General features: G+C 69.8%; 19 protein-coding genes. 11 read left to right on the top strand and 8 right to left on the bottom strand.

Annotated elements, in window-relative coordinates; all coding sequences use genetic code 11:
* A partial coding sequence (locus P409_RS11650; RefSeq protein WP_238578657.1) for a Smr/MutS family protein occupies window positions 1–391 on the top strand: 391 nt, incomplete at its 5' end.
* A gap of 4 nt (window positions 392–395) precedes the next feature.
* Here the strand turns inward: P409_RS11650 and P409_RS11645 are convergent.
* The 3 genes from P409_RS11645 to P409_RS11635 all read right to left on the bottom strand — a co-directional run bounded on the left by P409_RS11645 (window position 396) and on the right by P409_RS11635 (window position 1,995).
* Window positions 396–785 (bottom strand): type II toxin-antitoxin system VapC family toxin, encoded by a 390-nt coding sequence (locus P409_RS11645; protein WP_034835912.1) that lies wholly within the window; start codon window positions 783–785, stop codon window positions 396–398.
* Window positions 782–1,033, bottom strand: a complete 252-nt coding sequence (locus tag P409_RS11640; RefSeq protein WP_034835908.1) for an AbrB/MazE/SpoVT family DNA-binding domain-containing protein — start codon at window positions 1,031–1,033, stop codon at window positions 782–784. The genes P409_RS11645 and P409_RS11640 overlap by 4 nt, the downstream gene beginning before the upstream one ends.
* 74 nt (window positions 1,034–1,107) lie before the next feature.
* The gene (locus tag P409_RS11635) at window positions 1,108–1,995 is read right to left on the bottom strand and encodes a LysR substrate-binding domain-containing protein (RefSeq protein WP_034835904.1); all 888 of its coding nucleotides are present in this window, start codon (window positions 1,993–1,995) and stop codon (window positions 1,108–1,110) included.
* A gap of 109 nt (window positions 1,996–2,104) precedes the next feature.
* Here P409_RS11635 and P409_RS11630 point away from each other — a divergent pair, with 109 nt between their 5' ends.
* Together P409_RS11630 and P409_RS11625 are read left to right on the top strand one after the other, a co-directional pair.
* Window positions 2,105–2,761, top strand: a complete 657-nt coding sequence (locus P409_RS11630; protein WP_034835899.1) for an FMN-dependent NADH-azoreductase — start codon at window positions 2,105–2,107, stop codon at window positions 2,759–2,761.
* Window positions 2,762–2,984: 223 nt separating this feature from the next.
* On the top strand, window positions 2,985–4,367 hold the full coding sequence (locus P409_RS11625; RefSeq protein WP_034835894.1) for an esterase-like activity of phytase family protein: 1,383 nt from the start codon (window positions 2,985–2,987) through the stop codon (window positions 4,365–4,367).
* 175 nt (window positions 4,368–4,542) lie between these two features.
* Here the strand turns inward: P409_RS11625 and aidB are convergent, their stop codons facing one another.
* From aidB to P409_RS11600, 5 genes are all read right to left on the bottom strand, one after another.
* The gene (aidB, locus tag P409_RS11620) at window positions 4,543–5,370 is read right to left on the bottom strand and encodes an AidB family quorum-quenching N-acyl homoserine lactonase (protein ID WP_034835891.1); all 828 of its coding nucleotides are present in this window, start codon (window positions 5,368–5,370) and stop codon (window positions 4,543–4,545) included.
* 112 nt (window positions 5,371–5,482) lie between these two features.
* Complete coding sequence (hslU, locus tag P409_RS11615) at window positions 5,483–6,799, bottom strand: ATP-dependent protease ATPase subunit HslU (protein ID WP_034835886.1); 1,317 nt, start codon at window positions 6,797–6,799, stop codon at window positions 5,483–5,485.
* 46 nt (window positions 6,800–6,845) lie between these two features.
* Entirely contained in the window at window positions 6,846–7,394 is a 549-nt protein-coding gene (gene hslV / locus P409_RS11610) for an ATP-dependent protease subunit HslV (protein ID WP_034835883.1), read from the bottom strand.
* A 107-nt stretch (window positions 7,395–7,501) separates the two neighbouring features.
* On the bottom strand, window positions 7,502–7,822 hold the full coding sequence (locus tag P409_RS11605; RefSeq protein WP_034835879.1) for a type II toxin-antitoxin system RelE/ParE family toxin: 321 nt from the start codon (window positions 7,820–7,822) through the stop codon (window positions 7,502–7,504).
* Window positions 7,822–8,079 carry a CopG family ribbon-helix-helix protein gene (locus P409_RS11600; RefSeq protein ID WP_034835875.1) on the bottom strand — a complete coding sequence of 86 codons (258 nt, stop codon included), beginning with the start codon at window positions 8,077–8,079 and terminating at the stop codon, window positions 7,822–7,824. Before P409_RS11600 ends, P409_RS11605 begins: the two co-directional genes overlap by 1 nt.
* Window positions 8,080–8,248: 169 nt before the next feature.
* On the opposite strand from P409_RS11600, the gene hisB reads away from it, so the two are divergent.
* The 8 genes from hisB to P409_RS11560 form a co-directional block, all read left to right on the top strand.
* Window positions 8,249–8,893, top strand: coding sequence for an imidazoleglycerol-phosphate dehydratase HisB (gene hisB / locus P409_RS11595; protein ID WP_034835871.1), 645 nt, complete (start codon window positions 8,249–8,251; stop codon window positions 8,891–8,893).
* A gap of 15 nt (window positions 8,894–8,908) precedes the next feature.
* Window positions 8,909–9,547: an imidazole glycerol phosphate synthase subunit HisH gene (gene hisH, locus P409_RS11590; RefSeq protein ID WP_034835867.1), complete on the top strand. Its 639-nt coding sequence runs from the start codon at window positions 8,909–8,911 to the stop codon at window positions 9,545–9,547.
* A gap of 25 nt (window positions 9,548–9,572) precedes the next feature.
* A complete protein-coding gene (locus tag P409_RS11585; protein ID WP_034835862.1) occupies window positions 9,573–10,145 on the top strand; it encodes a GNAT family N-acetyltransferase in 573 nt (190 codons plus the stop codon).
* Entirely contained in the window at window positions 10,142–10,885 is a 744-nt protein-coding gene (gene hisA, locus P409_RS11580; RefSeq protein WP_034835859.1) for a 1-(5-phosphoribosyl)-5-[(5-phosphoribosylamino)methylideneamino]imidazole-4-carboxamide isomerase, read from the top strand. Before P409_RS11585 ends, hisA begins: the two co-directional genes overlap by 4 nt.
* A 3-nt stretch (window positions 10,886–10,888) precedes the next feature.
* Entirely contained in the window at window positions 10,889–11,653 is a 765-nt protein-coding gene (gene hisF / locus P409_RS11575; protein WP_034835856.1) for an imidazole glycerol phosphate synthase subunit HisF, read from the top strand.
* Window positions 11,650–11,994, top strand: a complete 345-nt coding sequence (locus P409_RS11570) for a phosphoribosyl-ATP diphosphatase (RefSeq protein ID WP_034835853.1) — start codon at window positions 11,650–11,652, stop codon at window positions 11,992–11,994. Before hisF ends, P409_RS11570 begins: the two co-directional genes overlap by 4 nt.
* A 149-nt stretch (window positions 11,995–12,143) precedes the next feature.
* The gene (locus P409_RS11565; RefSeq protein WP_034835850.1) at window positions 12,144–12,515 is read left to right on the top strand and encodes a histidine triad nucleotide-binding protein; all 372 of its coding nucleotides are present in this window, start codon (window positions 12,144–12,146) and stop codon (window positions 12,513–12,515) included.
* On the top strand, window positions 12,512–14,061 hold a 1,550-nt coding region (locus P409_RS11560; protein WP_052120424.1), incomplete at its 3' end, for an adenylate/guanylate cyclase domain-containing protein. The genes P409_RS11565 and P409_RS11560, both read left to right, overlap by 4 nt.

The raw sequence follows: 14,061 nt of genomic DNA, 5'->3' as shown, positions 1-14,061 counted from the left end.
AGCACCGAAGCCGCCCATGGCGCCGGCCTCGCCGAAGCGGCTGCGCTCCGGCGACCTGACCGGCATCGACGGCCACCGCGCCGACCGGCTGCGTCGCGGCAAGGAGGGGATCGAGGGCCGGCTGGACCTGCACGGCATGCGCCAGATCGAGGCGCATGACGCGCTGATCGGCTTCGTCGCCGCGGCCCAGCGGGCGGGCAAGAAGACGCTCTTGGTGATCACCGGCAAGGGCAGCTTCTCGAACGGCGACAGCGTGCTGCGCCAGAACGTGCCGGTGTGGCTGAACGAGGCGCCGCTGCGCGGCAAGATCCTGGCCATCACCCCGGCCCATCCCCGCGACGGCGGCTCCGGCGCGCTCTACATCGTGCTCAAGCGCCGGCGGGAGGGATAATCGGTCAGCGGATCACGTCAACGGCCACACCCACGGCGCCGGCGATGCCGCGCCAGGGCCGGTCAGCGGTGACCGCCGGTACCCCCAATCGCCTTGCCAGAGCCAAGCAGGCCCGGTCGCCAAGCGACAGCCCCGCCGTCCGCGTCAGCGGCAGCAATGTGCCCGCGGCATAGGCCAGATCCTCGTCGAAGGGGATGCGCTCCAGCGGTAGTGGTCCGAGCACCGACCGGACATCCGCTTCCGCGATGCCGTTGCGTGCGAAATGGCCGACAACCTCGGACAGGTTGACCGTCGTCACCGCCGCGCCCGGCAGCACCGCCTTTACTTTGTCGGCACCTGGTTCGCCGCGCAGCAGGGCGAGAATGGCGGAGGCATCAAGAACGGCCGTCGTCATTCCTTCGCAGCCTCACGTCGCCGTTCGGCCAAGAAGGCGTCCACGGAAGCCTCCGGCCTGTCGCCGAGTAGCTGTCGCGTCAAAGCCTGAGCCTGGGCGACGACTTCATCCACGGTCCGGATCCTGATGTCGCGGCCATCGAGTTCGACCACGACATCGCCGCCATGCTCAAGGCCGACGGCACGGCGCAGATCGGCCGGGATGCTCAGCCGGCCAGATTCAGAGACTTTGGCTCGCACGGCGTTCATGGCGTAAACTCGACTTTTGCCATTATGGATGAGATATGGCGTCGATTGCGACTGGCGGCAAGATGGAGCTTGCATCAAACACCCGGCAGGCTGCCGAACTCCGCGACGATCCAGTCCCGGACCGCAGTCACCGCCTCGCTCTCAGGACCCGGGCGGAGGACCAGGTGGAAGCCCATGCCCTCGATCGCCGGGCCGAAGGGCTGCACCAGCGTGCCGGCCGCCAGCTCGGCCGCCACCAGGGTCAGGCTCAGCAGGCCGACACCGTGGCCGGCCGCCACCGCCTGGATGGCGTGGCTCTCGTCGCTGCAGTGCAGGGCGGAGGCGCCGGCCTCCGGCAGCCCGGCGGCGGCGAACCAGCGCGGCCAGGACGGCCGGTCGGGATGCGGCACGCGCCATTCGAAATGCACCAGCCGGTGCCGTGCCAGCTGCTCCGGCGCTGTCAGCCCCAGCGCCGGATGCGCCACCGGCGCCAGCCGGTCGGTGCCCAGCAGCTCGGACCGCAGCCCCGGATAGGCGCCGCCGCCGTAGCGGATGGCCAGATCGGCGGTGCCGGCCGTCAGGTCCACCGGCTCGTCCGCCGCCAGCAGGCGCAGCGTGATATCCGGCCGCCGCTCCTGGAACGACGCGACGCGCGGCACCAGCAGCCGCGCGGTGAAGGCGCGGGTGGCGGTCAGGGTCACGGTGCTCGGCCGGGCCTGGGCCGACAGCCCGTCGATGGTGCGGGCGAAGGCGTCGAAGCCGTCGCGCAGCACCGGGTACAGGCGCTGCGCCGCCTCGGTCATCACCACCTGCCGGGTCCGCCGCTCGAACAGCCGCAGCCCCATCGTCTCCTCCAGCAGCCGGATCTGATGGCTGATGGCGGTCGGGGTCACCAGCAGCTCCTCGGCGGCACGCTTGAAGCTGAGATGGCGGGCCGCGGCCTCGAAGGCGCGCAGGGTGGCGAGCGGGGGCAGGCGGCGCATGGCGCTCCAGATGACTGAATTGATCTCAGCCATAGGATGAGGGATTCGCCTTTGTCGGCAAGCCGGAAAGCGCACATCTCCTGGGGCAGAGATCTTCTGGAGCTCAGCCATGACCACGATCCTGCACATCGATGCCAGCGCCCGGCTCGGCCGCTCGCACACCCGCCGCCTGTCGGCCCGCTTCGTCGAAGCCTGGCTGGCCCGGCGGCCGCATGACACGGTGATCCGCCGCGATGTCGGGCTGGAGCCGCCGCCGCCGGTGACCGAGGCCTGGATCGCCGCCGCCTTCACCCGGCCGGAGCGGCGGACGCCGGAGATGCGCGCGGCCCTGGCGGTCAGCGACGCGCTGGTGGACGAGCTGGAGCGCGCCGACCTGATCGTCGCCGGGGTGCCGATGTACAATTTCGGGATGCCGGCGCCGATGAAGGCCTGGGTCGACAACATCGTCCGGGTCGGCCGCACCTTCGGCTTCGACCGCGGCCGGCCGGGCGAGCCCTATTGGCCGATGCTGTCCGGCAAGCGTCTGGTGACGCTCGGCGCCCGCGGCGACTGGGGCTACGGGCCGGGCGGGCGCATCGCCGGCCTCAACCATGTCGAGCCGCATCTGCAGACGGTGTTCCGCTACATCGGCATCACCGACGCGGTGTCGATCGCGGTCGAGTACGACGAGTTCGCCGATGAGCGGATCCGGCAATCGCTCCAAGCGGCGGAGGCCGAGATCGACGGGCTGGTGGCGCGGATGACCGCAGAGGCCATGGCGGCTTAACTCTAATTGTCATTGCCGGGCTTGACCCGGCAATCCAGGGACCACCCGGAGTGGCATCGATAGTCCTGGATGCGCCGGTCAAGCCGGGGATGACAGTTTGGGAGGGTGAGGAGGTGACCCTGGCCCATCCAACCGCCCCGACCCGAGACTTTCACGCACCTGTCATCCGGCCGTCATCGGCCGACCCCACTCTCCCGCCGCGTTTCGTTCGAGAGGGGGTCCCATGCATCCGTTCCGTCGTGCCGCCGCGTCTCTTGCGGCCCTGGCCATCACCCTGTCCGCCGCCGCGGCCCTGGCCGGCGACGACCCGGCGACCTATCCGGCGGTGCTGGAAGGCCATGCCGTGCTGCCGGCGATGACCTTCGCCGCGCCGCCGGCCGACGCGCCGGCGATGTTCGCCACCTCGGCCAAGTTCGCAGGCCCGACCCTGGCCCGGATCGACCGGCCGTTCAGCGTCATGGGCACCACCGGCTCGGGCAAGGCGGTGCGCGAGACCGGCCTGACCTTCCCCTTCGTCGGCCAGGCGGTGCAGGGCTTCAGCGGCATCCGGCCGGTCGGCAACGGCGAATACGTCGTCATCACCGACAACGGCTTCGGGTCCAAGGCCAACTCGCCGGACGCGATGCTGATGGTGCACCGGGTGAAGCCGGACTGGCAGAGCGGCCGGGTGGCGCTGCTGAACACGCTGTTCCTCAGCGACCCGGACAAGAAGGTGCCGTTCCGCATCGTCGCCGAGGCGACGAAGGAGCGCTACCTGACCGGCGCCGATTTCGACATCGAATCGGTGCAGCTGATCGGCGACCACTACTGGTTCGGCGACGAGCTGGGGCCGTTCCTGATCGAGACCGATGCCGCCGGCCGGGTGCTGACCGTGGTCGACACGGTGGCCGACGGCAAGCCGGTGCGCTCGCCCGACAACCCCTACATCACCATGCCGGGCGCCCCCGGCGCGGTCGCCTTCGAATCGCGCCGCAGCAAGGGTTTCGAGGGCATGGCGGTGTCCGAGGACGGCAAGACCCTGTATCCGCTGCTGGAAGGCGGGCTATGGGACGCGGCCAAGGGCGCGCCGGAGGCCGACGCCCAGGGCCATGAGCTGCTGCGCGTGCTGGAGTTCGACGTCGCGTCGAAGACGTTCACCGGCAAGTCGTGGAAGTACCGGCTCGAGACCAACGGCAACTCGATCGGCGACTTCAACCTGATCGGCGGCACCCGCGGCCTGATCATCGAGCGCGACCAGGGCGAGGGCGACGCCGCCCAGGCCTGCCAGGGCGACCCGAAGCCGGACTGCTTCGCCACCCCGGCCAGGCTGAAGCGGGTCACTCTGGTCGACCTGGCGGATGCCGATGCCGACGGCGTCCTGCGCAAGATCGGCTCGATCGACCTGTTGGCGATCCAGGACCCCGGCCGCAAGGCGCGCCAGGGCGGGCATGACGGGGTGCTGAGCTTCCCCTTTGTGACGATCGAGAACGTGGCGCGGGTCGACGCCGACCACATCATCGTCGCCAACGACAACAACCTGCCCTTCTCCTCCGGCCGCGCCGTCGACCGGCAGGACGATGAGGAGTTCGTGCTGCTCAAGGTCACCGAGCTGCTGAACGCGAAGTAAGAACGATGGCCCTCGCCGGCCCAGCCGGCGGGGGGTCATACAGGCCCGCCCTCATCACCGAAGAACCGTCATTGCGAGGAGGCGAAGCCGACGAAGCAATCCATCCCTCCGCTCTTGCGGCGCAATGGATTGCTTCGCTGCGCTCGCAATGACGGTCTCTATGGCGTAACCGGTACTACCCCTCGACGAAGCGCCAGCCCTGCCCAGCCGCCTCGATCCGGCCGATCGGGCTGACATGGCTGCCGGTGACCCGCCAGCCGTGCTTCGCCGCTTCCTGCAGCAGGAACCAGCGGCTCTCGATGGCCTGCGCCGGGTCGAGGTCGTAGGTCAGCCCGACCTCCGGGTCCTCGATCTGCGGCACGCCGAGATGGATGGCGTCGGCCCAGATCAGCAGTGCCTCTCGGCCCTCGCCGATGCGATAGCCGCTCTGCCCCGGCGTGTGGCCGGGCAGCGGCACGGCCTCGACGCCGGGCATGGCCTCGACCGGGCCCGGCGCGATCGGGCGGATGCGGCCGGCGTAGGCCCGGGCCAGGATGGCGGCCGTCTTGAAGTTGCCGCGCCGGGCCGGCGGAAAGGTCTCGGCGACGGCCGCATCGCCGTAGAAGGCGAGATCCTTCTCCGGCACCAGGATCTTCGCCCGCGGCAGCCATGGCTGGTCGCCCACGAGCAGGCCCAGGACATGGTCGCCGTGCAGATGGGTCACCAGCACGCGGTCGACCTCGTCCGGACGCACTCCGGCTGCCGCCAGCGCCGCGGGCGCCTTGCCCAGCGCCGGCCCCCAATGGTCGCCGGTGCCGGCATCGATCAGGGAGATCCCGTTCTCTCCCCGCAGCAGATAGCAGTTCACGTCGATGCTGATCTTGTCGCCGGGCCAGCTATCGACCAGGCGACGGGTTGCGTCCTCGCCGGCGGCGTGGGTCAGCACCGTCTTCGGCGCCTCGAAGATGCCGTCGAGCAGCACGGTGAAATCATAGGGGCCGAAGCGCCCGGTCACAGCGGACATGTCGATGTCTCCCGGCGGAGCGGTGGCTTGCCCGTCCGGGCCCGCTCCGTCACCGCCGAGGCTAGCCGGGCGATGACGGTGGGCGGAAGCCGCGGAGACCGGTGGTCTGCTATTACAGGATGAACTTGCTCAGATCGGCGTTTCGGGTCAGCGCGCCGACCTTGTCGTGGACATAGGCCGCATCGATCCTCACCGTCTCGCCGGAGCGGTCGGAGGCGGTGAAGCTGACCTCGTCCAGCAGGCGCTCCAGCACCGTGTGCAGCCGGCGGGCGCCGATGTTCTCGACCGAGCGGTTGATCTCCGCCGCCAGGTCGGCCAGCGCGTCGATCGCGTCCTCGGCGAAGTCCAGCGTCACCTCCTCGGTGCCCAGCAGCGCCTTGTACTGCTTGATCAGGCTGTGCTCCGGCTCGGTCAGGATGCGGCGGAAATCGTCGCGCGACAGGGCCTGCAGCTCGACCCGGATCGGCAGGCGGCCCTGCAGCTCCGGCAGCAGGTCCGACGGCTTGGCCAGCTGGAACGCGCCGGAGGCGATGAACAGGATGTAGTCGGTGCGCACCGTGCCGTATTTGGTCGCCACCTGGGTGCCCTCGATCAGCGGCAGCAGGTCGCGCTGCACGCCCTCGCGGCTGACATCGGCGCCCTGCCGCTCCGACCGGGCGGTGATTTTGTCGATCTCGTCCAGGAAGACGATGCCGTTCTGCTCGACCAGCTGGATCGCCTCGGCGGTCACCTTCTCCTGGTCCAGCAGCTTGTCCGATTCCTCGGCCATCAGCACCGCGTGGCTCTCCTGCACCGACATGCGGCGCGGCTTGGTGCGGTTGCCGAAGGCCTTGCCGAACATGTCGTTGAGGTTGAGCATCCCCATCTGGGCGCCCGGCATGCCCGGGATGTCGAAGGTCGGCAGCCCGCCGCCGGTGTCGGCGACCTGGATCTCGATCTCGCGATCGTTCAGCTGGCCCTCGCGCAGCATCTTGCGGAACTTCTGCCGGGTCTCGGCCGAGGCGTTCTCGCCGACCAGCGCGTCCAGCACCCGCTCCTCGGCGCGGATCTCGGCCTTGGCCGCGACCTCCTTGCGCAGGGTCTCGCGGGTCATCTTGATCGCGATCTCCAGGAGGTCGCGGACGATCTGCTCGACATCGCGGCCGACATAGCCGACCTCGGTGAACTTGGTGGCCTCGACCTTCAGGAACGGCGCGTTGGCCAGCTTCGCCAGGCGGCGCGCGATCTCGGTCTTGCCGACGCCGGTCGGGCCGATCATCAGGATGTTCTTCGGCAGCACCTCCTCGCGCAGCGCCTCGGGCAGCTGCTGGCGGCGCCAGCGGTTGCGCAGCGCGATGGCGACGGCGCGCTTGGCGTCGTGCTGGCCGACGATGAAGCGGTCGAGCTCGGAGACGATCTCGCGCGGGCTGAAATTGGCGGTGTCGGTCATCTCGGGTCCTTCGCGGCCTTGGGTCGGGTGATCGGCAGGGCCGCGATCACAGGCTTTCCAGCGTGACGTTGTGGTTGGTGTAGATGCAGATGTCGCCGGCGATCTGCATCGCCTTGCGGGCGATGGTCTCGGCGTCGAACTCCGGGTGCTCCATATAAGCGCGGGCGGCGGCCAGGGCGAAGGAGCCGCCGGAGCCGATGCCGATCAGCCCGTCATCCGGCTCCAGCACGTCGCCCGTGCCGGTCAGGATCAGCGAGACCTGGCGGTCGCACACCGCCATCATCGCCTCCAGCCGGCGCAGATACCGGTCGGTGCGCCAGTCCTTGGCCAGCTCGACGCAGGCGCGGGCCAACTGGCCTGGATGCTTCTCCAGCTTGGCCTCGAGGCGCTCGAACAGGGCCATGGCATCGGCGGTCGCTCCCGCGAAGCCGGCAATGACGCTGCCGTCGCCCAGGCGCCGCACCTTGCGGGCGGTGCCCTTCATCACGGTGTTGCCGGCGGTCACCTGACCGTCGCCGGCGATGACGACATGGCCGTTCTTGCGCACGGCGAGGATGGTGGTGCCGTGCCAGGCGGCACTCTCGGAAGACGACATGCAGAAATCCGGAAACGCTGGGGTTGGAACGGGCCGTCGGCCCGCACCGCCTAGATTGGACCGTCCGGCGGGGGGATCAAGTCTTGCGGACCGTTCCCTGCCTTGAGCTATTGCTGCGGAGGCTTGAGCCCGGCCTTCCGCTCATCCAAAGCCCTCGCCAAGTCACGGGCACCGTGGAATACGGCCAGGATCGTCACCGTCTCCGTCGCAACCTGATAGACGATGAGATAAGGCAGCGAGGTGACGGTCAGCTCCCGTGTATCCGGCAAGCGGCCAACCCGCCCGATCTCAGGAAAGCGGGTCAGCCGTTCGGCTGTAGCGACAATCGCACCATAGACCCTCTCAGCAGCCAACGGGTTGTCCAGAGCGATATAGTCGATGATGTCCTTGAGGTCGCTCTCGGCCGGCTCGGCAAAGACCAGCCGCATCAGCGTCGCCAGCCATGCTTCGCAGCGATGTCGGCAAACACGTCTTCGGCAGGACGGACGCGGCCTTCACGCGCGGCCGCAAGGCCTTCCTCGATGCGCTGAACCTGCCAGGCATTCGCTTCCAGATACTGCCGCAGCGCCTGATTGATGACGTAGTTGCGCGATCGGTCCATGGCGGTGGCGAGGGCGTCGATCTCGTCGACGGTTTCCTTCGTGGTGCGGATCGTGATGGGTTCGGTGGGCCGAGCTTGGGTCATCGGTAATCCTTTGTCCTCATTTGTAATCATAGGGCTGCCTCGTCGTCTTGGGAAGCCCGGCGCGCGGGCCGTCAATTGCCCTCCCCGCGCATTGCCTGCAGGCCCCCTGCTCTCCAGGCATGGCTCGGCGGCTGGCGATGCACCAGGCTTCCTGTTAAGACACAAGGCCATGGACGGAACCCCTGCCAAACCCAGCCGGACCAGCCCGGCCCCTAGCCGCGCCGCGACCGTCGACCGCGCCACCCGCGAGACGCGGATCAGCGCCACGGTCGATCTCGACGGCACCGGCCGCTCCGACATCCAGACCGGTGTCGGCTTCCTCGACCACATGCTGGACCAGCTGGCCCGGCACGGCCTGTTCGACCTGACGGTCCGGGCCGAGGGCGACCTCCATATCGACTTCCACCACACCACCGAGGATGTCGGCATCACCCTCGGCCAGGCCTTCGCCAAGGCGCTGGGCGACCGCCGCGGTATCCAGCGCTACGGCGAGGCGCATGTGCCGATGGACGAGGCGCTGTCGCGCGTCGCCGTCGACATCTCGGCCCGGCCGTACCTGGTGTGGGATGTCCGCTTCACCCGCGACAAGCTGGGCGAGATGGACACCGAGCTGTTCCGGGAATGGTTCCACGCCTTCGCCCAGAACGCCGGGCTGACGCTGCACGTCGCCAATCTCTACGGCGAGAACAACCACCACATCGTCGAAAGCTGCTTCAAGGCGCTGGCCCGCGCCCTGCGCGCCGCGACCGAGATCGACAGCCGCCGCCCGGACGCCGTGCCCTCGACCAAGGGCACGCTCGGCGGTTCCCTCTAGCTCCGGGACTTTCCCATGGCCATCGCCGTGATCGACTACGGCTCCGGCAATCTCCGCTCGGCCGCCAAGGCGCTGGAACGCGCCGCGGCGGAGCGCGGGGCGGCGCAGGAGATCATCGTCACCGCCGATGCCGAGGTGGTGCGCCGGGCCGACCGGCTGGTGCTGCCGGGCGTCGGCGCCTTCGGCGACTGCAGCCAGGCGCTGGGCGCGATGCCCGGCCTGCGCGAGGTGCTGGAGGAGAGGGTGAAGAAGGGCGGCGTGCCGTTCCTCGGCATCTGCGTCGGCATGCAGGTGATGGCCGGCGTCGGCCATGAGCATGGCGACTTCCTCGGCCTCGACTGGGTGCATGGCGCGGTGGTGCCGCTGGCGCCGGCCGATCCCGACCTGGTGGTGCCGCAGATGGGCTGGAACACCCTGGCGGTCGGGGAAGAACACCCTGTGCTGGACGGGCTGGACGGCCAGGACGTCTATTTCGCCCATTCCTATGTCATGGTGCCGGCCGACCCGTCCGAGGTGCTGGCGACGGTCGATTATGGCGGGCAGCAGACCGCCGCGGTCGGCTGCGACAACTGGATCGGGGTGCAGTTCCATCCGGAGAAGAGCCAGGCCGCCGGCCTGCGGCTGCTCGGCAACTTCGTGACCTGGACGCCATGACCGGCGTCCTCTCCAGGGCCGCGCCATGACCACCGCGCCCGTCCCCGCGCCGGCGGTGTCGGTCGGCCGGCTCGACCGGATCCGCGGCGGCGACCTGCACGATCTGTGCGACGCGGCCGAGCTGGCGATCGTCGAAGGCGGCGGCTTCGGCTGGGTCAAGCCGCCACCGCGCGACACGATGGAGCGCTACTGGGGCGGCGTGGTGGTGATGCCGGGCCGGCACCTCTTCGTCGGCCGGCTCGACGAGGTCATCGCCGGCGCCATCCAGCTGGTGGAGCCGCCGGCGAACAACGAGGCGCAGTCCTTCGCCGCCGGCGTCAACGGCATGTTCGTCGCCCCCTGGGCCCGCGGCCACGGCCTGGCACGGATGCTGGTCGAGGCGGCGGAGACCGAGGCGCGGGCGCGCGGCTACGGCCTGCTGACGCTCGATGTCCGCGAGACCCAGGCTGCGGCGATCCGCCTGTTCGAGAGCTTGGGATTCGTCCGCTGGGCGACGAACCCGTATTATGCCCGCGTGAACGGCCGCCTGATCGGCGGCTGCTACTTCCACAAACCGCTGATCCCGCTGACCGAGGCGGGGCAGGACCCGACGCCATGATCCTCTACCCGGCCATCGATCTGAAGGACGGCCACTGCGTCCGCCTCGTCCGCGGCGAGATGAGCGAAGCCACGGTGTTCAACCTGGACCCGGCGGAGCAGGCCAAGGCCTTTGCCGAGCAGGGCTTCAGCTGGATCCATGTGGTCGACCTGAACGGCGCCATCGCCGGCCATCCGGTGAATGCCGAAGCGATCGGCGGCATCCTCAAGGCCACCTCGCTGCCGGTGCAGCTGGGCGGCGGCATCCGCGACCTGGAGCGGATCGAGTTCTGGCTCGAGCGCGGCGTCGCGCGGGTGGTGCTGGGCACGGTCGCGGTGCGCGACCCGGACCTGGTGCGCGAGGCCTGCCGCCGCTGGCCCGGCCGGATCGCCGTCGGCATCGACGCGCGCGAGGGCTATGTCGCCATCGAGGGCTGGGTCAAGACCTCGACCGTCAAGGCGCTGGACCTGGCGCTGCGCTTCGAGGATTCCGGCGTCGCCGCGATCATCTACACCGACATCAACCGCGACGGCGCCATGGGCGGGCTGAATGTCGAGGCCACGGCCGATCTGGCCTTCGCCCTGACCACGCCGGTGATCGCCTCGGGCGGCGCCTCCTCGCTCGACGACCTCAGGGTGATCAAGCGCGAGGAGAAGTCGGGCATCGCCGGGGTGATCTGCGGCCGCGCCCTCTATGACGGCCGGATCGACCCGAAGCAGGCGCTGGCGATCCTGTCCGGCCCGGTGCCGGTGGAGGCCTGAGGCATGCTCAAGGTCCGGGTCATCCCCTGCCTCGACGTCAAGGACGGACGGGTGGTCAAGGGCGTCAACTTCGAGAATCTCGTCGATGCCGGCGACCCGGTGGAGCAGGCCCGGCATTATGACCGCGAAGGCGCGGACGAGCTGGTCTATCTCGACATCGCCGCGACCAACGAGAATCGCGGCGTGCTGTTCGACGTGGTCCGCCGCACCGCCGAGCAGGTGTTCATGCCGCTGACCGTGGGCGGCGGCGTGCGCAGCGTCGACGATGTGCGCGCCCTGCTGCTGGCCGGGGCCGACAAGGTGTCGATCAACTCCGCCGCCGTGGCCCGGCCCGAGCTGGTGTCCGAGGCGGCGGTCAAGTTCGGCCGGCAATGCGTGGTGGTGGCGATCGACGCCAAGCAGGTCTCGCCCGGCCAATGGGAGATCTTCACCCATGGCGGCCGCAAGGGCACCGGCATCGATGCGGTGGACTGGGCCGACCGGATGGCCGCGGCCGGCGCCGGCGAGCTGCTGGTGACCTCGATGGACCGCGACGGCACCAAGGAAGGCTTCGATATCGGGCTGCTGCAGCGCATCCGGCAGGTGGTCGGCATCCCGATCATCGCCTCGGGCGGCGTCGGCACGCTGCAGCACCTGGCCGACGGCGCACTGATCGGTGGCGCCACCGGCCTCCTCGCCGCCTCGATCTTCCATTTCGGCACCTATTCGATCGCCCAGGCCAAGCAGCATCTGGCCGATGCCGGGCTGCCGGTGCGGATGGCGGCATGAGCGGCGGGGGCTCGCCGATCGACGCCCGGGTTCTGGACCGGCTGGCCGCCGTGATCCGGTCGCGGCAGGGCGCCGATCCCGCCTCCAGCTACACCGCCAAGCTGTTCGCCCGCGGCCGGCCGAAGATCGCCCAGAAGCTGGGGGAGGAGGCGGTCGAGACGGTGATCGAGGCTTTGCGCGACGACCCCGGGAAGATCGCGTCCGAAAGCGCCGACCTGCTCTACCACCTGCTGGTGCTGTGGGCCGATGCCGGTGTCGAGCCGGAGGCGGTCTGGGCCGTGCTCGAGGCGCGCGAGGGCACCAGCGGCATCGCCGAGAAGGCGGCACGGCCGACGGAGTAGGCCCGCCCGCCCGTGCGGGGAGAAGGGCGGCCCGCGACATCGCGTCGCCGCCGGCATCGAACGGGTCGCTGAGGTGTTGGCTGAATTTCGCCGCGATTCAGCACCATGTGTCATCATCGCTCGGCGAAGACCGGTGGAGAGGACGACCGATGGCCTATGATCCGAACAATGTCTTCGCCCGCATCCTGCGCGGCGAGCTGCCGTGCAGGAAGGTGTATGAGGACGACCACGTCCTGGCCTTCCACGACATCGGCCCGAAGGCGCCGGTGCATGTGCTGGTGATCCCCAAGGGCGCCTATGTCTCGATGGACGACTTCTCGGAGCGCGCCAGCGACGCCGAGATCGCGGCCCTGACCCGGGCCGTCGGCCGCGTCGCCCGCGACCTGGGCCTGGCCGAGCCGGGCTACCGCATCCTGTCGAACATCGGCGGCGACGGGCACCAGGAAGTGCCGCATCTGCATATCCACATCTTCGGCGGCCGGCCTCTCGGCCGCATGCTGGATCCCGCCATCGCCCCATGACTCTGCCGGTCGCCGCCGAGGCCGAGGCGCCGGCCAGCCGCTCCGGCAGGCCGCGCCGACGCACCATCACCCTGGCCCGGACGCTCGCGGTCGCCATCGGCGGCCTCGTGGCGATCGCGGTCGCGGCGGTGCTTGCGATCTACTGGACCACGGCGGCGCGCACCACCTTCGACCTGCTGACCAACCAGGCCGAGATCGGCGTCGCCTCGGTCGAGGCGCAGCTGCGCCAGCATCTCGAGCCGGTGTCGAACGAGCTGGGCAACCTCGCCCTGCTGCTGCAGCAGGGGCGGCTCGACGCGGCCAACATGGACCAGTTCTCGACCATGCTGACCGGCGCGCTGGCCGCCTCGCCGCAGGTGCGCTCGATCGCCTATCTGACCGAGGATCTGCGCATCCGCGGCGTCACCCACCAGCAGGACGGCAGCTACGAGACCTTCGACCAGCGGAACGAGGCCGAGCAGAGCCGCGAGGCGCTGATGGAGGCCGCCGGCAAGGTCGACGCCTATTGGGGCGAGATCCTGTATCTGCGTGACGGGCCGCACGCCACGGTGCTGAACCTGCGCCAGCCGGTGCGCCGCAACGGCCAGCTGGTCGGCGTGCTGTTCGCGGTGGTCACGGTGCAGGACTTGTCGAAGTTCCTGGCCCGGGTGTCCAGCGACCCGGCGCAGGTGCCCTTCATCCTGTATGGCGAGGACCGGGTTCTGGCCCATCCGCGCATGGCCACCGACCCGCCGCCGGCCTCGGTGGAGGAGCCGCTGCCGCGGCTCGACCAGGTCGGCGACCCGGCCCTGGCGGCGCTGTGGACGCAGGGCGCGCCGGTCACCGTGCGCAATCCGCGGGTGCGGATCCGCGAGGTGCAGATCGGCGACCAGGACGAGATCTTCCTGTACCGCACCATCTACGGCTTCGGCCCGACCCAGCTGATCCTCGGCATCCATGTGCCGGGCGACGCGATCGGCGCCGAGGTCTGGCGGGTGATCCGGGCCGGGCTGGCGGGCTTGGCGGTGATGGTGCTGGCGATCATCGTCGGCGTCTTTGTCGGCCGCATGATCGCGCGGCCGGTGCGCGCCTTCTCGGAACAGGCGCGGGCGGTGGGCAAGCTGGAGTTCAGCCAGGTGAAGCCGCTGCCGGGCAGCGTGTTCAAGGAGCTGAACGAGGGCGCCCAGGCCTTCAACACCATGCTGGTGGGGCTGCGCTGGCTCGAGACCTATGTGCCGAAAAGCCTGGTCCGCCGCTTGATCACCAAGGGCGACGGCGAGGACGTGGTCTCGATCGAGCGTATCCTGACGGTGATGTTCACCGACATCGCCAATTTCAGCGCGGCGGCGGAGCGGCTGCCGGCTGCGCGGATCGCGGCCTATCTGAACGAGCATTTCGCCATGCTGGCGCGCTGCGTCGAGGCCGAGTCCGGCACCATCGACAAGTTCATCGGCGACTGCCTGATGGCGTTCGTGGGGCGCGCCGGAGAAGATGAAGGACCATGCGCCGCGGGCGGCCCGCGCGGCGCTGGCCATCGCCGCGGTGATGCGGGCGGAGAACGACCGCC

Origin of the sequence: Inquilinus limosus MP06 (assembly GCF_000767795.1) — a bacterium.
GTDB classification, from domain to species: Bacteria; Pseudomonadota; Alphaproteobacteria; order DSM-16000; family Inquilinaceae; genus Inquilinus; species Inquilinus limosus_E.
Note: the sequence above shows the minus strand (reverse complement) of the source record. Positions and strands in the feature narration are given on the sequence as shown.